Annotated in this window: 19 protein-coding genes; 7 read left to right on the forward strand and 12 right to left on the reverse strand. The window is 73.6% G+C overall.

The genetic code is table 11. The features are described from left to right. Positions 1-28: 28 nt before the first annotated feature. From AVW11_RS26230 to AVW11_RS26250, 5 genes are all read right to left on the reverse strand, one after another. Entirely contained in the window at positions 29-967 is a 939-nt protein-coding gene (locus AVW11_RS26230; RefSeq protein WP_076046200.1) for an NAD-dependent epimerase/dehydratase family protein, read from the reverse strand. Between the two features lie 262 nt (positions 968-1,229). Then, positions 1,230-2,114, reverse strand: a complete 885-nt coding sequence (locus AVW11_RS26235; protein WP_107423337.1) for a geranyl diphosphate 2-C-methyltransferase — start codon at positions 2,112-2,114, stop codon at positions 1,230-1,232. Positions 2,115-2,128: 14 nt separating this feature from the next. Continuing rightward, positions 2,129-3,511, reverse strand: coding sequence for a family 2 encapsulin nanocompartment cargo protein terpene cyclase (locus AVW11_RS26240; RefSeq protein WP_076046202.1), 1,383 nt, complete (start codon positions 3,509-3,511; stop codon positions 2,129-2,131). Positions 3,512-3,605: 94 nt separating this feature from the next. Further along, positions 3,606-5,018 carry a family 2B encapsulin nanocompartment shell protein gene (locus tag AVW11_RS26245; RefSeq protein ID WP_076046204.1) on the reverse strand — a complete coding sequence of 471 codons (1,413 nt, stop codon included), beginning with the start codon at positions 5,016-5,018 and terminating at the stop codon, positions 3,606-3,608. A gap of 935 nt (positions 5,019-5,953) precedes the next feature. Further along, a complete protein-coding gene (locus tag AVW11_RS26250) occupies positions 5,954-6,535 on the reverse strand; it encodes a TetR/AcrR family transcriptional regulator (protein ID WP_060177526.1) in 582 nt (193 codons plus the stop codon). A 100-nt stretch (positions 6,536-6,635) separates the two neighbouring features. Between AVW11_RS26250 and AVW11_RS26255 the strand changes: the two genes are divergently transcribed. Then, positions 6,636-7,619 carry an aldo/keto reductase gene (locus tag AVW11_RS26255; RefSeq protein WP_076046206.1) on the forward strand — a complete coding sequence of 328 codons (984 nt, stop codon included), beginning with the start codon at positions 6,636-6,638 and terminating at the stop codon, positions 7,617-7,619. A 966-nt stretch (positions 7,620-8,585) separates the two neighbouring features. On the opposite strand, the gene AVW11_RS26265 is transcribed toward AVW11_RS26255, so the two are convergent. Beyond that, a complete protein-coding gene (locus tag AVW11_RS26265; RefSeq protein WP_076046210.1) occupies positions 8,586-9,233 on the reverse strand; it encodes a TetR/AcrR family transcriptional regulator in 648 nt (215 codons plus the stop codon). Positions 9,234-9,301: 68 nt separating this feature from the next. On the opposite strand from AVW11_RS26265, the gene AVW11_RS26270 reads away from it, so the two are divergent. The 3 genes from AVW11_RS26270 (at position 9,302) to AVW11_RS37825 (ending at position 12,115) form a co-directional block, all read left to right on the forward strand. Continuing rightward, a complete protein-coding gene (locus tag AVW11_RS26270; RefSeq protein ID WP_076046212.1) occupies positions 9,302-10,930 on the forward strand; it encodes an FAD-binding oxidoreductase in 1,629 nt (542 codons plus the stop codon). A 72-nt stretch (positions 10,931-11,002) separates the two neighbouring features. Continuing rightward, positions 11,003-11,587: an RNA 2',3'-cyclic phosphodiesterase gene (thpR, locus tag AVW11_RS26275; RefSeq protein ID WP_060177521.1), complete on the forward strand. Its 585-nt coding sequence runs from the start codon at positions 11,003-11,005 to the stop codon at positions 11,585-11,587. A 372-nt stretch (positions 11,588-11,959) separates the two neighbouring features. Next, positions 11,960-12,115 (forward strand): DUF6131 family protein, encoded by a 156-nt coding sequence (locus AVW11_RS37825; RefSeq protein ID WP_167389254.1) that lies wholly within the window; start codon positions 11,960-11,962, stop codon positions 12,113-12,115. A 22-nt stretch (positions 12,116-12,137) separates the two neighbouring features. On the opposite strand, the gene AVW11_RS26280 is transcribed toward AVW11_RS37825, so the two are convergent. Then, a complete protein-coding gene (locus tag AVW11_RS26280; protein WP_030843522.1) occupies positions 12,138-12,524 on the reverse strand; it encodes a VOC family protein in 387 nt (128 codons plus the stop codon). A gap of 31 nt (positions 12,525-12,555) precedes the next feature. Further along, a complete protein-coding gene (locus AVW11_RS26285) occupies positions 12,556-13,776 on the reverse strand; it encodes an FUSC family protein (RefSeq protein ID WP_030843525.1) in 1,221 nt (406 codons plus the stop codon). Between the two features lie 171 nt (positions 13,777-13,947). Here AVW11_RS26285 and AVW11_RS26290 point away from each other — a divergent pair, with 171 nt between their 5' ends. Next, positions 13,948-14,133, forward strand: a complete 186-nt coding sequence (locus AVW11_RS26290) for a hypothetical protein (RefSeq protein ID WP_051699798.1) — start codon at positions 13,948-13,950, stop codon at positions 14,131-14,133. Positions 14,134-14,167: 34 nt separating this feature from the next. Here the strand turns inward: AVW11_RS26290 and AVW11_RS26295 are convergent, their stop codons facing one another. Next, positions 14,168-14,542: a hypothetical protein gene (locus AVW11_RS26295; RefSeq protein ID WP_060177519.1), complete on the reverse strand. Its 375-nt coding sequence runs from the start codon at positions 14,540-14,542 to the stop codon at positions 14,168-14,170. Between the two features lie 121 nt (positions 14,543-14,663). Here AVW11_RS26295 and AVW11_RS26300 point away from each other — a divergent pair, with 121 nt between their 5' ends. After that, the gene (locus tag AVW11_RS26300; RefSeq protein WP_060177518.1) at positions 14,664-15,200 is read left to right on the forward strand and encodes a SixA phosphatase family protein; all 537 of its coding nucleotides are present in this window, start codon (positions 14,664-14,666) and stop codon (positions 15,198-15,200) included. A gap of 76 nt (positions 15,201-15,276) precedes the next feature. Here AVW11_RS26300 and AVW11_RS26305 read toward each other — a convergent pair whose 3' ends face one another. Beyond that, positions 15,277-15,759 carry a DUF5709 domain-containing protein gene (locus AVW11_RS26305; protein ID WP_076046214.1) on the reverse strand — a complete coding sequence of 161 codons (483 nt, stop codon included), beginning with the start codon at positions 15,757-15,759 and terminating at the stop codon, positions 15,277-15,279. A 63-nt stretch (positions 15,760-15,822) separates the two neighbouring features. Continuing rightward, positions 15,823-16,173 (reverse strand): STAS domain-containing protein, encoded by a 351-nt coding sequence (locus AVW11_RS26310; RefSeq protein ID WP_076046216.1) that lies wholly within the window; start codon positions 16,171-16,173, stop codon positions 15,823-15,825. A gap of 101 nt (positions 16,174-16,274) precedes the next feature. Between AVW11_RS26310 and AVW11_RS26315 the strand changes: the two genes are divergently transcribed. Continuing rightward, a complete protein-coding gene (locus AVW11_RS26315; protein WP_076046218.1) occupies positions 16,275-17,177 on the forward strand; it encodes an oxygenase MpaB family protein in 903 nt (300 codons plus the stop codon). Here the strand turns inward: AVW11_RS26315 and AVW11_RS26320 are convergent. Beyond that, complete coding sequence (locus AVW11_RS26320; RefSeq protein WP_076046220.1) at positions 17,156-17,464, reverse strand: hypothetical protein; 309 nt, start codon at positions 17,462-17,464, stop codon at positions 17,156-17,158. The genes AVW11_RS26315 and AVW11_RS26320 overlap by 22 nt on opposite strands. Positions 17,465-17,517 lie beyond the last annotated feature (53 nt).

Below are 17,517 nucleotides of genomic sequence, written 5' to 3' on the forward strand. Positions count from 1 at the left end.
CGCGGCTTCTGTGTCCCTGTCACGGTCCTCACCCGGTCGTCGGTCGCGCACGCCACCAGTCGAGCGTGGCCTTGACCTGTTCGTCGACGGGAGTGGCGCGCACCGCGAACGCGGCCTCGTAGGCGCTGGAATCGACGACGAAGGGGCGGTCGAACTGGTAGCGGATCTCCTTCAGTTCGCGCAGCAGCGGGGAGAACAGCCCGGCGAGGCCCAGTGCGGCCGGAGGGATCCTGCGCACCACCGCAGGCCCCGCTCCCGCTTCCGCGGCGAGCCGGTCGGCCATCTCCCGGACGGACCGGGCGGGTCCGGTCGGGATGTGCCAGGCACGCCCCCAGGCCCGTTCCTCGCCCGCGACCTCGGCCATCGCCGCGGCCACGTCGGGCAGGTAGGTCCAGCTGTGCGGGGCGTCCGGGTCCCCCAGCGCGGAGACCGGCTTGCCGCGCAGCAGCGCCGGTACGACCCGTCCGGCGAGGTGCCCGCCGTCGGTGACGCCCGGCCCGAAGAAGTCGCCGGCGCGCACCTCGACCGCCTGGACGCGGCCCTGTTCGTGCCGCGTCCGCACCTGTTCCCAGGCGGCGGCGCGGACACGGCCCTTGGGGCCGGTCGCCGCGAGCGGCAGCTCCTCGGTCATGGGTCCGTCCACCGGCCCGTAGCCGTAGAGGTTGCCCAACATGACCAGCACGGCCCCGGTGGCCTCGGCCGCGGCGCAGACCGAGGAGACGAGCGGCGTCCATGCGCGCACCCAGTGGTGGTAGGGCGGCGCGGCGCAGTGGTGGATCGCCGCTGCGCCCCGCGCGGCGGAGATCAGCCCCTCCCGGTCCGTCGCGTCGAGGGCGAGGTGCTCGATCCCCGGTTCCGGGCTTCTGCCCGTCCTGGTGACGACCCGTACGGAATGTCCCTGCTCTGCCAGCAAACGGGCGGTGGCGGCGCCTGCGGGTCCAAAACCCACGACCACATGAAGACTCACGGGCGCACAGTAGCGCGAGAGTGGATCGATCTCTTCTCAGTTTGGCCGGTACAGATCATTCCCGGACCGGAATCAGCCTGTTGACCCCCAAGGCTCTCCCCGCGGGTGGGCGCGGAGGGCGGCCGGGGCGCTGCGGCGTGTTTGGCCAGGACCCGTCGGACCGGATACCGGGCCCGGATTCGGTCCCGACGACGTGGCCGCTGGGCACCACGCCGCGGGGCCGGACCCGTGCGGTCACGGGTCCGGCCGTCGTGCAGCGGCGTCAGACGCGGTCGGCCGCGATCAGGACGTACTGGAAGGAGCCGTCCTTGTAGGAGTTGATGAACGCCTCCTCGATACCCGTGACCAGGGAGGACGTGGCGCGCAGCTCCCAGTAGGGCAGGGTCTCGGGGGTCAGGTCGATCACGGCCTGCGGCACGAGACGGTTGTCGGCCATGGCCCTCATGTACTCCCGGCGGGAGTGGATGTTGCACTCGAAGTGGGCGTTGATCTGGGAGACCCACTTCGAGGGCTGGCCGTAACGCGGATTCCAGCAGCCGGTGATGGTCACGTAGCGGCCGCCGACGGCGAGGACGCGGGAGTGCTCGGCGAACAGGTCGTGCAGGTCGACGTACATGCTCGACTCGTTGTTCCAGGAGGCGGCGGCCTGCCCGGTCTCGAGCGGCGTGTTGAGCATGTTGCAGACGCGGGCGCGGACGGAGTCCTCGATGCCCAGCTCGCGGGCGCGCTGGTTGGCGAAGTCGGCCTGCTTGGCCGACAGGGTGACGCCTTCGACCTTGCATCCGAACCGCTGGTGGGCCATGACCATCGAGCCGCCGCGGCCGCAGCCGGCGTCCACGAGCGTGTCGTCGCGTCCGATGGCGCCGAGGTGGTTCAGCAGGACGTCCGCCTGCGCGGACTCCAGCCGGTGGAGCTCGGCGATCAGCTTCTTCTCGTACGCGCTGTCCTCGGTGTCCCCGAGGGCCGCGTGGTCGATGTCACCGATGCCGTAGTGGTGGTGGTACAGACCGTCGACATCGCCGAGACGCAGGTTCACCGGCCGGGCCTCGTGGTCCCAGTAGCGTGCGATGTCGCCCTGGTAGGGCGTCGCCGGGGAGGGGATGAAGGCGGAAGTGGGGGCGGCAACGGTGAAATCGGTGCTGGTCACAGATAAATCCGTCCTTACCAGAAGTCGGGCAGGCTGTATCGGTAGGTGTTGCTCTGGTGCCAGTAGTGGTTGCCGTCGACCCAGACGGCCACGCCCCGCAGGAAGCGCACCACGCGTGGGTCGGGGCAGGACACGGCCAGTTCCGCGGCCGCGGCCTCGAAGGCGTGCATGAGGTCGTTGTGGATCTCTACCGCCTTCAGGTAGGCCTCCTTGTCGGAGAGGCCCTCCCGTGCTGCGATGACCACCGGCAGGTTCAGGTGGAGGCCGGGGCTGTCGAGTTCCTTGGTGTAGGAGTACAGGTCGTTGGAGATGGTGGTGGCGTTGCCGGCCAGCGCGATCACCCGTTGCATGGCGGGCATGGCGTGCAGATCGGCCGGGAGTTCGTAGCCGCCCACGGTGTCGGTGATGGTGGGGCACGGGCGGAAGTTGTTGAACTGGCGCATCGCCAGGTACTCGTGCACTTCCGGGACGTACTTGGTCTCGGCCCAGGCGGCCTCGGCGAGGTACCCCATGTGCAGCCGGGCCATGTCGTGCCGGTACCGGTCGGCCTGCGAGGGGGTCGCCGCCTGCGCGAAGTACTCCATGGCCGAGCGGTAGGAGCGCCGCGGCGCGTCCGAGAGGAGCGACTGCGCCCACTGCGACTGGTACTGCGCGGTCGTGTGGACCGGGTCCAGGGCGGTGTGCGCCAGCAGAAGCCTTCCTCCTAGTCCGACCGGCGAACCTCCGTGGTCCTCGCAGTAGCAGTCGTCGACCACGTTCTCGGCGACCATCAGCCGGGTGGCGATCATGAGGTGGTCGACGGTCGGGGCGTCCGGGTGGCAGGCGACCATGTAGCGGCCCACGGAGAAGCCGTCGAACTGGTCCTCCCACTCCGGCGGGTACGCCTGCACCTCGTCCACCGCCCAGCGCTTGATCCGGCGGCTGACCTCCTCCACGCGTGCGGGGTCGGGCTCCGGGACCGGGTGGTGGTACAGGCCGGGGATCGGCCTGCCCCCGGCTGCCGGCCGGGGCGCCGGCGGGTCGGCCGGGGCGGGCGGGGCGGCGGGCGGTGCCTGGCGGGGGGTGAAGAAGAACAGCCCCTCCGTGCCCACGCCGCTGGGGCCGCGCATGATCCGTTCCAGGGCGGGGTTCGGTGTCGCCGTCGTGGCGGCGGCCTGCCGCACCGGTGCGGCGGCCAGGTCGCCGCCCGGCCCTCCGGCCGGTACGGGCAACGCCTCGGGAGCGGGAACGGGAACGGGGTGGGAGGGCCGGGCCGCCGGCCCGAAGGGCAGCGCCGGCCCGGTCGGCAGCGCGGGCTTGCCTCCGGTGACGGCGTCGGCGCCGCGGCCGTGGGTCCCGAAGCGGGCCGCGGCGGCAGGCAGGCTCGACTGCGCAGGGGAAGGCCCGGGAACGGGCATCCGTGGCTCCTAGGTGATGGGGGTGGGCTGTGCCGGACCCTCCCTGGCACGTTCGGCCGGCCCGGGAGGGTCCGGGCTGATGACGGCCGGGCCGTCAGTCGCGCCGGCGGCCGATCTGGACGTTCTCCATCACGCCGAGCGCGTCGGGGACCAGGATGGCGGCGGAGTAGTAGGTGGTGACGAGGTACGAGATGATCGCCTGCTCGCTGATGCCCATGAAGCGCACGGACAGTCCCGGCTCGTACTCCTCCGGCAGCCCGGTCTGGTGCAGGCCGATGACGCCCTGGTTGTCCTCGCCCGTGCGCATGGCGAGGATGGAGCTCGTGTTCTCCTTGCTGATGGGAATCTTGCTGCACGGGAGGATCGGGACCCCGCGCCAGGCCGGCACCTGCTGGCCGCCGAGGTCGACGTGGTCCGGGTAGAGCCCGCGGGCGTTGAACTCGCGCCCGATCGCCGCGATGGTCCTGGGGTGGGCGAAGAAGAACCTGGTGCCGCGGCGGCGGCAGAGCAGTTCGTCCATGTCGTCCGGGGTGGGCGGGCCGGAGTGGGTCTGGATGCGCTGCTTGAAGTCGGCGTTGTGCAGGAGGCCGAACTCCCGGTTGTTGACGAGCTCGTACTCCTGGCGCTCGCGCAGCGCCTCGATGGTGAGCCGGAGTTGTTCCTCGGTCTGGTTGTGCGGCCCGTTGTAGAGGTCGGCGACGCGCGTGTGGACCCGGAGCACGGTCTGGGCGATGGAGAGTTCGTACTCGCGCGGCTTGAGCTCGTAGTCGACGAACGTGCCGGGGAGCGCGGTCTCGCCGGTGTGGCCGGCGGACATCGCGATCTCTGCCTCACCGTGCTTGTTCTGCCGCTGGTGCGGGAGCGACCCGAACTGCTCGATGTGCGCCCGGAGGTTCGGTGCCGCGTCGAGGACGGCGGAGAAGTCGGCGCGGGAGAGGGTGAGCAGGGTGCCGGAGGTCTCGGCCGTGGCCGTGTAGTCGGCGGTCGCGTCGGCGTCCAGCAGCGCGTTCTCGCCGAACCGGTCGCCGTCGGCCAGCACCGCGACGGCGATGGCGTCGCCGTACTTGCCGACCGAGGTCTGGCTGATCCGGCCGTGGGCGATCAGGTGGATCCGATCGGCGGCGGCCCCGCGCTCGACCAGCACCTCACCGGCGCGGAAGTCGCGCTGGACGCACCGGTCGGCGAGCGTGCGCAGCACCTGCTCGTCCTCGAAGCCGCGCAGCATGGCGAGTTCGCCCAGCTCGCGCGGGATCACACGGACGTCGGCTCCGTCCTGGACGAATTCGATGCGGCCGTCACCGACGGTGTAGGTCAGGCGGCGGTTGACACGGTAGGTGCCGCCCTTGGTCTCCACCCAGGGGAGCGTCTTCAGCAGCCACCGGGAGGTGATCTCCTGCATCTGCGGGGCGGACTTGGTCGTGGTGGCAAGGTTGCGGGCGGCCGCCGTGCCCAGACTGGTCTGCTGGGTCGGCTCCAGCTGCGCTTCTGGGCTGGTGTCCACGGTCATCGCGCAGGGCTCTCCTTCGTGCGGGCGGTGATCAGCGCATGCGTGTGCCTGTCACCAGTGAAAGAAGAAAAATAGGGTGAATACCCGGGCAATCCCTCTAGATCCGGAAGCACACTAACGGCCAGCGATCGTGATGCCCCATGGGAAGGGGCAGGTATTACCTCGATTCGGTGATCTTGGGCAGCGGGGTGTTTGACCACTGCCTCGGCGGTTTCGGACATGCCGGCCGGGCACTTTCCGCCAAGGCTGCGCCGGAGTGTCAACTTCCGCACATTCGGGCGGGGTTGCGCGGCGCTCCCTCGCGGGGCGGTCCGTCGATCCACTGGGGTGCCGGAGGCCGCCGGCGCTCAGGAAGCGGGCTGCCCGGTCGGCGCGGAGCTCGGCGTCGAGGTGGAGGAGCACGGCCCCTGCTCGTCCCGCAGCCGGTCCATCCCCCCGCGCACTCCGCCGGTTTCGGGCGCGGTCCGGATCGCGGCGAGGCCCTCCTCGATGGGGGGACGGGCCGGCGGGCGCGAGATCGAGGAAGTCGGGCACGCACCCGGCGGGCGTCGATCGCGGAGGTGGCCGAGGTCCGCCCGAAGCCGCTGCGGCCGTGGGTGGTCGACGGCGGGGCGGGGCGGCAGCCCGATCCGCCGAAGTCCCCCTTGTCGAACCGCCCGCCGGAGCCTGCGCGGGTGATGTCCCGAGCCCCTGCGGGAGTTCGCCGGAGCGTACCGCCGCGCCCCTCGCCTCGGCCCCGCGGGCTCCGCGGGTGAGGGCCGATCGCGCGACCGGGCGGGCGGATTGCGCGGGGGCGGCGGTCGGGCGGCTCCCGTGCCGCCGGAGCTGCGCCACCCGCGTACGCCGACCGGGCGGTACCGGCCCCTCCGGCGCCGCAGGCGGTCCCGCGTCGGCCGGCAGCGGGGGCGGCGGCACCCGGGGCGGCGCCCGGTGCCTCAGGCGGCCGGGGGCGCGGTGATACGGCGTACGGACTCCACGACGGCCGCCCGGTGGCTCGCGAGGCGCTCGGCGGGCCAGCCGGTGCCCGCCGCTCCCGCCGCCGGGCCGCCCACCGCCCCGAACCAGGCCTGCGACAGGCCGATGACCAGCGTCAGCACGTCCGCCGCGGCGATGCCCGCGTCGATCCGGCCCGCTTCCTGCGCCTCCCGCACGGCCGTGATCTTGCCCTCGTAGGACTCGGCCTCCGCCCCTGTGGAGCCCGGGCGCTCCAGCTGCTTCCACAGCACGAGACGCATCAGCTCGGGGCGCTCGACGAGGTGGTCGAACACGGCCCCCGCGTAGCCGGGCAGGTCGTCGGCGTCGAAGGGCACGATTTCCGAGCCGGTCTCCAGGGCCCGCTGGAGCACGGCGTCGAAGAGCTGCTCCTTGTTGCCGTAGTAGACGTAGATGAGCCGCTTGTTCGCCTGCGCGGTCTCCGCGATGCGGTCGACGCGCGCACCGGCGATGCCGTACGCCGCGAACTCGGAGAAGGCCGCGTCGAGCAGACGCGCCTTGGTCGCGTGGGAATCCCGTGCCATGGGCCGCAGCCTAGCAAGTAACTATCTGGTTATTGACAAGGGAGGGCGACGCGCCGCATGCTCTATCTATCCAGTTAGTTACTTTCTCGAGGAGCACACCATGGAGATGCGCGCACTGGGCCGCCAGGGCCTTGCGGTCGGGGCCGAGGGCCTCGGGCTGATGGGCATGAGCGCCCACTACGGCGCCACCGACGAGACCGAGTCCCTCGCCACCATCGACCGCGCCCTGGAACTCGGCGTCACCCTTCTCGACACCGCCGAGGGCTACGGCCCCTTCCGCAACGAGCAGCTGCTCGGCAAGGCCCTGGCCGGGCGCCGCGAGGCGGCCGTCGTGGCGACCAAGACCGGGATCGAGTTCACCGACGAGGGCGCCTTCCTCGGCCACAACGGGACGCCCGAGTACATCCGCCGGTCGGCGGACCGCTCCCTGCGCCACCTGGGCACCGACCACATCGACCTCTACTACCTGCACCGCGTCGACCCGGACGTGCCGATCGAGGAGAGCGTGGGCGCCCTGGCCGGGCTGGTCGAGGCGGGCAAGGTCCGCCACATCGGCCTGTGCGAAGTCTCCCCCGCCACGATCACCCGCGCCCACGCCGTGCACCCGCTGGCAGCCGTACAGACCGAGTACAGCCTCTTCGAGCGCGGCATCGAGCACGACGGGGTCCTCGACACCCTCCGCGACCTGGGGATCGGACTCGTCGCCTACTCCCCGCTCGGCCGCGGCTTCCTCTCCGGCGCCATCACCACCCCCGACGACTTCGCGGCGGACGACTTCCGCCGCACCGACCCCCGCTTCCAGGGGGAAAACTTCCGGCGCAATCTGGCCGTCGTGGACCAGGTCCGCCGACTCGCCGCCGCGAAGGGCGTCACACCCTCGCAGCTGGCCCTGGCCTGGACCCTGCACCAGGGCGCGGTGCCCATCCCGGGCACGAAGCGCCGCACCTACCTGGAGGAGAACATCGCCGCGACCGGCGTGACGATCACCCCCGCCGAGCTGGCCGCGATCGACGCCGTCGCCCCGCACGGGGTGGCCTCGGGCGACCGCTACGCGCCCGAACTGATGGCTTCCCTGAACGGCTGACCAGTGCACGGTGCCGCGGGGCGCGGGGGTACGGAGTATGACGCGCTCGACCGGATGCGGCCCGGCAGGCCCACTACGGACAGGTCGCTGCCGTCACCCCGGAGACGGCGGTGCCGTGGCCGGTCACCCCGGCCGATGCCGGGGTGCGGGGCCCGAATCGCAGGATCTCGTCGCCCCGATGCCCGCCCGCGACGACAGCCGGCCCCCGCCGGGGCCGATCTCGGCGCGGTCCGGCAGCCGGCCGGGCGGCTCCCGTATCGGGGCCGGCTGGGCGGCACCGTCGAGGGGGCGGTGCGCCTCGTCGCCGTGGAGCCGGGTCGTCTCCGCGAGGAGTTCGCCGGTCCGTGGCGCGGCGGGGCCGTCGCAGGTGCGGCTGCTCCCGCACGTCGGTCCCCGGCCGGCCGGGCGGCCGTCAAGGCGCGGTGCGCCTCCCGCGCGGTCCAGCGACCGCGGGGCCTGCTTCTCGCGGGCCGGCCCGGGCGGCGTCGCGGGCCCCCGTCCGGGCCGGCTCTGCTGCGGCGGCATGCGGCGGCGGTCGGCCGCACGCAGGGCGGCCGCGAGTGCGGGCGGGTGGTCCGCGGCGCAGTACACGGTGCTCGCCCCCACCGTCCCCGGCGGGCCCCAGGTCGAGGCGGACGGGCGGGTCCAGGCGCAGGGCCGCGTTCAGTGAGCAGTCCACCGAGCTGGCGACCGGCCCGGGTTCACCGGGCACGGGCAGCGGCCCGGGACGGTGCGGAGGACCGGTGCCACCGCCCGGACGGCCGCGCGGGGCACCCGGTGCGCAGGACGACGTGTTCCCGGTCCGCCTCGTGGGGGTGACGGGCCGGCGCCGCCACGAGGCCCGGGCCGGCCGGCCGAGTGCCGTGGACCGGGCACCCGTGGGCGTCGCGGCGGAACGGCCGTCACCGAGGCGGCCGACGTGCGGGCGATGCCCGCCCGGGAGCGCCGGCGACGGCAGACCGCATGTCAGCCGAGCGGTTCCGGCGGGCCTGCGGGGCCGGGGGTGAGGGCTGCGGCGGCGGCGAAGAGGCGGGCGCAGCGGCGTGTCATGGCCTCCGGGGACTGGTCGGGGTGCTTGATCCACCAGCGGACGAGGGTGGCGACCAGGTCCCGCCAGACGTACATGAGCGCGTCCGCGTCCAGAGGGTCGCCGGAGCCTGCCGCGCGCAGCAGGTCGGCGGTGCCGTCGGCGGCGAGATCGTCGATGGCGGACCAGTACTCCGCCGCGCGGCGCGCGGCCGCGCCGCCGGCCGGCAGGGAGGTGTCGTACAGCACGAACCACGCCTCCCGCTGTCCTTCCAGGGCGGTGAAGATGCTCTGCAGGACCCGCAGGGGCGTGTGCGCGGTGGCGCCGTCCCGGCCCATCGCGGTGCGGATGGTGTCCAGCAGGCGGTCCCCGACGGGCACCAGGCAGGCCAGGTACAGGTCCTCCTTGGTGCCGAAGTACTGGTGCAGCAGGGTCTTGGTGACGCCGACGCGGTCGGCGACGGCGGCGAGGGAGGCGGCCGCGTAGCCGCGGGTGCCGAACTCCTCGGTGGCCGCGGCCAGGATCTGCTGCTGGCGGTGCTGCCGCGGGACTCCCTTGGTGCCGGCTTTCGAGCGCGGGGTTGCCATGCCTGGATATTATCAGTAAGTAATTTACCGCAAGGTAAGTTCCGCATCGCCATCCCTGGAGCGCCCCCATGCCCGGTACGACGCCACAGCCGACCTCCACCGCGCGCACCCGGTCCTGGTGGGGGTGGGGGTGGGCGGACGCCCACCCCGACGACGCGGAATGCACCGCCCTGGGCGCCCTGATACCGGGCACCCTCGCCCACCCGCTGCCCGTCCCGCGCGTCCGCGACCTGGACATCCGGCGGCCCGCAGTCGAACCCCCGGCCGGCCTGGCGCACCTGGTCGGGGCCGACCCCGCGGACCGTGCCGCCCACGCCATGGGCAAGGCCTACCGCGACATCGTGCGCGCCCTGCGCGGACGCCCCGGCCGCATCCCCGACCTGGTCGCACGCCCGACGGACGAGCGCGGAGTGGCAGACCTGCTGGACTGGGCCGGCGAACGGCAGGTCGCGGTCGTCCCGTACGGCGGCGGCTCCTCCGTCTCGGGCGGCGTGGAGTACCGCGGCGACGCCCATCGCGCCGTACTGTCCCTCGACCTGACGGCCATGGACCGCGTCCTGGAGGTCGACGCCGTCGGCCGGGCGGCGCGCATCCAGGCCGGCGCCCTCGGCCCGGGCCTGGAGGACCAACTGCGGCCCCACGGGCTGACCCTGAGGCATTTCCCGCAGAGCTTCGAGTTCTCCACGCTGGGCGGCTGGCTCGCCACCCGGGCCGGCGGCCACTACGCCACCGGGCGCACGCACATCGACGACTTCGTCCAATCCCTGCGCGTGGTCACACCGGCCGGCACCAGCGCCTCGTGGCGGCTGCCCGCGTCCGGCGCGGGCCCCTCCCCCGACCGGCTGTTCCTCGGCTCCGAGGGGGCGCTCGGGATCATCACCGAGGCGTGGGTACGGCTTCAGGAACGCCCCGCCCACAAGGCGTCCGCGTCCCTCGCGTTCGGCGACTTCCACGCCGCGCTGGCAGCGGTGCGCGCCCTCGCGCAGTCGGACCTGTGCCCCGCCAACTGCCGGCTGCTCGACGCCGGCGAGGCCGCGCTGTCGGGCGCCTCCCGCGACGGCTCCGCCGTGCTCGTGCTGGGGTTCGAGTCCGCGGACGCGCCCGTCACGGCCCGGCTCGCACAGGCCGTCGACCTGGCCCGGTCCCACGGCGGCAGGCCGTCCGCCGGGCCCGCCGGCGCGGCGGCCGCGGGCGGCACGGAGGGCGGGAACTGTGACGCCGCCGTGAGCGCCTGGCGCTCGGCCTTCCTGCGGATGCCCTACCTCCGCGACGGGCTGGCCAGGATGGGGGCGGTGGCGGAGACCTTCGAGACGGCGGCCACCTGGGACCGGATCCCCGGCCTGATCGAAGCGGTCCGCAAGGAGGTCGGGGAGGCGGCCCTCAAGGGCTCCGGCCACCCGGCGACCGTCAACTGCCGCCTCACGCACGTCTATCCCGACGGTGCGGCCCCGTACTTCACCGTCCTGGCGGCGGGCCGCCCCGGGGACGAGGTGGCCTTCTGGGACGACCTCAAGGCCGTGGCGGGCGACGTCCTGCACCGTCACCGGGCCACGATCACCCACCACCACGCCGTCGGCCGGGACCACCGCCCCGGGTACGACCTCCAGCGCCCCGACCCCTTCGCCCTCGCGCTGCGCGCCGCGAAGGGCGCCCTCGACCCGCGGGGGATCCTCAACCCGGGCGTGCTCGTCGACTGAGCGGCGCCCCGCCCGGGGTGCGCGCGGCCGCGAAGATGACCGGAGCACGCGCCGTACGGTACGAAGACTTCTGTGAAGGAACAGATCCAGCCCTCGACCGTTCGGGTGTTCATAGCGCTCGCCCCGCCCGACGACGCCAAGGACGAGCTCGCGCGGGCGCTGCGGCCCGCCTACGCGGCGTACCCGGGCCTGCGGTGGAACCGCATCGAGGACTGGCACATCACCCTGGCGTTCCTCGGGGAACTCCCGGTCGGGACGGTTCCGCTCCTGCGGCCGCCGCTCGCCGGCCTGGCGGCGGCCCGCCCGCCCCTCGAACTGGCGCTGACCGGCGGCGGCCACTTCGACGAGCGGGTGCTGTGGAGCGGGGTCGACGGCGACCTCGAAGGCCTGCACCTGCTCGCCTCCGAGGTGCGTGCCGTGGTCAAGGAATGCGGGGTGCCCTTCGAGGACCGGCCGCTGCGCCCCCATCTCACCCTGGCGCGGACCCGCCGAAACGATCCCGCGTGCGTGGTGGAGGCCGCCGCCGGGCTCGGCGCGTTCTCCGGCCGCCGGTGGCGGACCGCACGCCTGCACCTGGTCGGCAGCAACATCGGCCGCGGCCCGGGCCCGATCCACTACCGCGACATCGAGGCGTGGAGCTTCCGCCACGGCGGCTGAAGAAGCCGGCTCGGCGAGCCTTAACGGCCGGCCCTCCCCGGTGCGTGGCGCGGCAGCGGCTCACGCGGACGCGCCGCCGGCGCCGAGGGTCGCGTACGGCCCGGCGGGGCAGGCCGCCCACGGGGCCGTTCTCCCGGCGGCGGTCCGCTTCCGGCGGGCGGGCGACCCCGCCGAGCACCGGGACCGCGAGCCGGCCCCCGCCCGTACCCGGCCCCCGGCCCGTACCCGGTTCCCGGCCGGTCCCGCGCCCGCCGAGCCGAGTCGACCGCGCCGGATCGGGTGAACAGCATCGACCTGGGCGAAACGGGCATGGGGTCGCGTAATCGTGGTAGACGCCGTGCATACCGGTTCGAGAGGAACCAGGAGGTAGTCATGATCGTTCTTGGCGTCATCCTGCTGATCATCGGCTTCGTCACGGGGATATCGATCCTCTGGACGATCGGCGTGATCCTCGTGGTCATCGGCCTGGTGCTGTGGCTGCTGGGCGCCGTCGGGCACGCCGTGGGAGGCCGCAAGCACTACTACTGACGCCGGGCCTCCTGGCACGCCCTCAGGGGCGGTAGCGCAGTGGATGGTCCTGCGGGACCTCCACGACAGCGATCCGCACACCGTCGGGGTCGGCGATCCACATCTCGATCAGTCCCCACGGTTCCCGCAGCGGAGGTCTCAGCACTTCGGCGCCGCGGCTGTGCAACTCCTCGTACGCCGCCTGCACATCGGCGACTTGGAGCCACAGCCGCAGGCCCGGCGCCGGCGGCGCGTCGGCCCGCCCCGACACCTCGAGGAAGCCGCCGCCGAGGAAGTAGACCGTGCCGCGGTCCGGCCCCGTGCCGAACTCGCGGTACACGGCGAGGCCGAGGGTCTCGCCGTAGAACGCGCGCGACCGCTCGGGGTCCGTCGGTCGCAGCAGGGTCCTGCTGCCCAGTACGTGCACCATGCCCCCACCTTCGCGCACCGTTCCCCCTCCGTCACCCCGACCGCTCCGCCCCGCGCCGCCGGCGGGTCCCCCTCCGCAGCCGGCCGCGCAGTCCGTCGGTGCGTCGGGTGCGCGTGTGCTCGTCGAGTTCCTCCAGCAGTCGCTGCGAGCGCTTCTCCACGCCCAGCTCGTCGAGGACGCGGTCGATCTCGGTGAGCAGCGCGCCGCGCAGCTGCCAGTGCTCGGGGTCCTCGCGCGCGGTCGCCAGCAGCAGGTCCGCAAGCCGGTCGCGGTGGACGCGGGCCACGGCCAGCTCCCCGGTCAGGCGGGCCTCGGCCTCCTCGGCGTTGGCGCTCACCTGCGCGGTGATCAGCTGGGCGAAGCTCTCCACGGCGATCGCGGTGTGGCGCAGTACCTCGCGCAGAGCGGCGGCGGTCTCGGGCTCGAAGAGCGGGCCGTCGGGGCGGGCCTTGGCGAGGTCGGTGAGGGTGCGGCTGGCCACGCGCAGCACCACCGCGCAGATCTCCAGGGTGTCCAGGCCGGTGCGCAGCACCAGCCGGAAGAGCAGGCCCTCCTTGACCCGCGGATTGAGCCGGAGGCTGTCCTCGGCCTGCCGCAGGGCGGTGTCGACCTGCGCGATGTCGTTGTCGAGGCGGCGCGCCTCGTGCAGCCGGGCGGCGGCCTGTTCGACGCGGCCCGGGCCGGGGAGGTCCTCGCCGAGGTGGTCGAGGAGGCGGCTCATGCGCAGGGCGAGATCGGTGATCGCGGTGCCCGCCGGGCCGATCCACAGGGGCGGTGCCAGGAGGAGGTTGACCAGCAGCCCGACCACCGCCCCGATGAGGGTTTCCACCACCCGGTCCCAGGCGGTGTCCGCCACCTGGGTGACGCCGAGGACGAGCATGGCGCTGATCGCGACCTCGGGCACGAACTCGTCCACGCGCACCAGGTGGCCGACCACCAGGGAGGCCAGGATCAGCAGCCCGAGGCTCCACCAGGTGAGGCCGACCAGCACGCTGAAACCGATGGCGATCAGGACGCCGACGACCACCGAGTTGACCCGGCGGACGCTGGTGGTCAACGTGGAGTAGAGCGTGACCTGGACGACGAGCAGGGCCGTCAGCGGGGCGGTCAGCGGGTTCGGCTCGCTGCTCAGGCGGAGCGCCACGACGTAGCTGATGACGGCCGCGGCGGTGGAGCGCAGGGCCTGGACGGCGACCGGCTCGCGGCGGCGCCGTGCGACACGGGTGGCGATGCTGCTGATCGTTTGCGGCATGACTGCGCATCTTCCCAGGCCGCGCCGGATGACGCGTGCCGGAACGCACGAGTCCGGTCGTGTCGTACGTCGTGTCGCACAGGCTGGTGCCGGCCGTGTCGCGGGTGCCCGGCGGGGTAGGTGGAGGAAGTCCGAAGTCCGCGTCGATCGGATCGCGAGGGAGCGTCAGCCATGAAGGGTACGGAGGACAGGCGTCAGCAGCCGGCCGGGGGCCGGGGGGAACACGCCCAGGAGCACCCCGGTCCGGACCCGGTGCACCCCGAGGCCAGCAAGCCGGTCGCCGGCAAGACCCCGGAGGAACTGCGGAGGCGGCAGGAGAGCAAGATGTCCCACCCGCGCGACGAGGACGCCGAGTGACGGCGTCCGCCTCACGTGCGGGGCGCGCCCGGGGTCAGGCCTCCCACGGGCCTTCGTCGTAGGTGCCGGCCTCGACCTCCAGGGCGAGTTCCTGGAGCACCTCGATCGAGGAGACGTCCGTGCGTCCGCCGTCGTGCGCGATCGCGAGGCTGGTGAACGCCAGGCTGAATCCGGAGACCATCGTGTGCAGGGCCGGGCCGAGCGCCTCGGCCACCAGGGTCGCCACCTGCTGCGGCGACGCGTCGGCGGGCACTCTGATCGACGGGAGCATCTCGTTCAGGAGCTGGGTGGCCACTCCGGCCGTCTCGGCCGGGCCTGCGGCGTCCTGCCCTGCTTCGGCGGCCCTGCGGATGTCCTGGGCCTCGGTGAGGATGCCGATCACTCGCCTGAGTACGTCTGCGCGTTCCATCCTGCGGAGCGTAGTGCGCCCGGGTCCGGCCCGGGTGCGCGCGTGCCGGACCGACCGCACCATGACCGTGTAGGCGTGTATGCGTGTTCCCGTACGCGGACCAGCCGAAAGGGAGAGCGCCATGTCCTCCGACCCCGAGCCGCGCCCGGCCGGTAGCCGACTGCTGCTGATACGGCACGCCAAGGCGGTGCCGAAGGGGGACCCCGCCGAGGACTTCGAGCGCGCCCTGGGCGAGCGCGGCAGGGCCGACGCCCCCCGGACGGGCCGCTGGTTGGCCGAGCACGGCTACACACCGGACCTCGCACTGTGCTCGCCCTCCCGCAGGACACGCCAGACCTGGCAACTGCTGGTCCCGGCGCTGTCGGACCCCCCGGACGCCGTCTACGACGAGAGGCTCTACAACGCGGCGCCGCACGCGCTGGCCACCGTTCTGACGGAGCGCGGAGCGGGACTGGGCTGTCTGGCGCTGGTGGGCCACAACCCGGGCATCCACGAGCTGGCCACGGCCCTGTGCGGGAGCGGCCCCGAGGAGCTCCTGGAGCAGTTGCGGGACGGGTTCCCGACGTCCGGCGTCGTCGTGGTGGACCTCGCGGGCGGCTGGGAGGAGCTGATCCCCGGCAAGGGGCGGCTGACCGCCATGTGGGGCCCCGACCACTGACTGCGCGATCCGCGACACACAGGGCGGAGCGCCTCGGAGCGCCTCCCCACCCATCTGGCCGCCGTGCCGCAGGCCCTCAGACGTCCGTGTCCTCGGCGGGCGGCAGCTCCTCGTCCTCGGCGGGCGGCAGCTCCTCGACGACGTGGACGGCGGCCTCCTCGGCCGACGCCGCGCCCCCGTCGATCCCGACGTCGCGGGCCAGTACGGAGATGTGGCGCTGCGGTGCCGAGTCGTCGACCGCGGCCAGCCGGCCCGCCCGGTCCGGTCCGGCCAGCAGGGCGTCGCCCGCCTCGTCGCCGGCCTCGTCCCGGTCGGACACCTCCGGCTGCTCGCGCGCGAGGCGCTGCTCCAGCGTCTCCCCCCTGCGCGCCTCGGCGGCGGTCGTGCCGCTGTCGTCGACGGCCAGGGGGCGGTCGAGCGGTACGTACGCGGTGTCGAGGGTGTCGTCGAGGCCCGGCTCGTCGAGGGTGTTCTCCAGGTCGGGTTGCGCCTCGGCCGACTCGTCGCTCTCCTGCGGCTGGTAGACGTCGTCGCCGTAGGCTTCGTCGGCGCTGCTCATCGGGTTCTCCGATCGGTCGGGGTCGGCATGCCGCCGGCAGGGGCGCACCGCTCCCCGGTGCGCTCAGCCGGGCACGGCGGCGTCCAGGGGGAAGGAGCCGCTCGAACCGGTGAGTTCGAGCAGCCTCAGCAGCTGGTGGCTGGGCGCCGCCAGGCGCAGGACGTGTCCTGCCTGCAGTGCCTGCCGCCGTGCATCCAGCAGGGTGTTGAGACCTGAGGAGTCGCAGAAAGAGGAATTCCGCAGGTCGACGATGATCTCGGCGCCTTCAGGGGCCTGTGCCAGCGCCTCGGCGAGAGTCGCCCTCAGCTCGGCCGCGTGGTCCAGATCCATGTCGCCGCTCACCCGCACCACGTAGGGGCCGCCGTGCTCGGGGCCGGCGGCGGCCTCCGGTACGGGCGCGTCCTCGGCAGCCATGACGTACCTCCTCGTACATGGGGCACCTGCCCGTCGCGGCGTCTCTCAACCGTCCATGTGTCCATGGGACCGCGGAGCGGCGCCGGGCGCATACTGGGCGCATGGCGAGCCCGACGACGGCCGTCCGTCGGATCAGGCGGCAAGCCGGCGAGGCGGTGTTCCTGCGCGTCGCCGGTCCCCACGGAGCCCGCAACCGGGAGCGCATCCACCTGACGCCCGGGCCCCGCTGGTTCGGGCCGGACCGGCCGGTCAGGCAGGTCCACGGGGACGCGTCGATGTTCGTCGGCGGCCTGGCCGCCCTGCTGCTCCAGTCCCTGCACCCCGTCGCGATGGCCGCGGTGGCGGCGCACTCCGGGTACCGCGGCGACCCGTGGGGGCGCCTGCACCGGACCAGTACCTTCCTGGCGGTGACCACCTTCGGTACGAGCGCCGACGCCGAGGCGGCGGTGGCCCGCGTCCGGGCGGTGCACGCCCGCGTCCGGGGCCGCACGGCCGACGGGGTGCCGTACCGGGCCGACGACCCGGAGCTCCTGGGCTGGGTGCACGCCGCCGAGGCGGTCTGCTTCCTGCGGGCCCACCAGCTCTACGGCAGACACCCGTTGGATCCGGCGGGCTGCGACGCGTACCTCGCCGACACGGCGCGGGTGGCGCGGGCGCTGGGCGCGGAGCGGCCGCCGCAGGACGTACGGGAACTGGCCCTGCGGATGGCGCGGTACAGGCCCGCGCTGCGGCCGACGGCCGCCTCCCGGGACACCGCCCGTTTCCTCCTGTCCGATCCGCCGCTGCCGGGGGCCGCCCGGCTGCCGTACGCGCTGCTCGCGGCGGCGGCCGTGGACCTGCTGCCGTCGTGGGCGAGGACGGCCGTCACCGCCGGTTCGGGGTCCGCGGCCGAGCTGGTGCCGGGCCCGGCCGCCCGCGCGGGCGGCCGGGTCGTGACCCGGGCGATCCGCTGGGCGCTGCCCGCGGCTCCGTGGCGCGCGGCTCAGCACTCCTCGTCCGGGTAGCCCCAGGTGATCTCCGGGCTCGCTGCGGCCGCCACGTCGGCGACCGTCATCGCGAAGAGCCCTTCGAAGTGCGGCTGCCACAGGTGGAAGCGCGAGATGCCGAGCGGGAAGCGGTTCTTCCCGGAGACGAGGAAGGAGCCCTCGTCGTCCACGCCCACCCTGATGGCGACGTAGCCGCCGAGGGACTCGTCGCGCATCAGCTCCTCGAGGGCGCCGACGAGCTCCCGGGCCTGCGGCTCGTCGGCGACCCCGGTGACGGTGAATGCAAGATCGATGTTGACGGACATGGTGGGAGACTAACTTGTTCTTTAACGTCCGAGGTCGAACGATGCCTCGTACT

The organism is Streptomyces amritsarensis (assembly GCF_001953875.1).
GTDB classification, from domain to species: Bacteria; Actinomycetota; Actinomycetes; order Streptomycetales; family Streptomycetaceae; genus Streptomyces; species Streptomyces amritsarensis.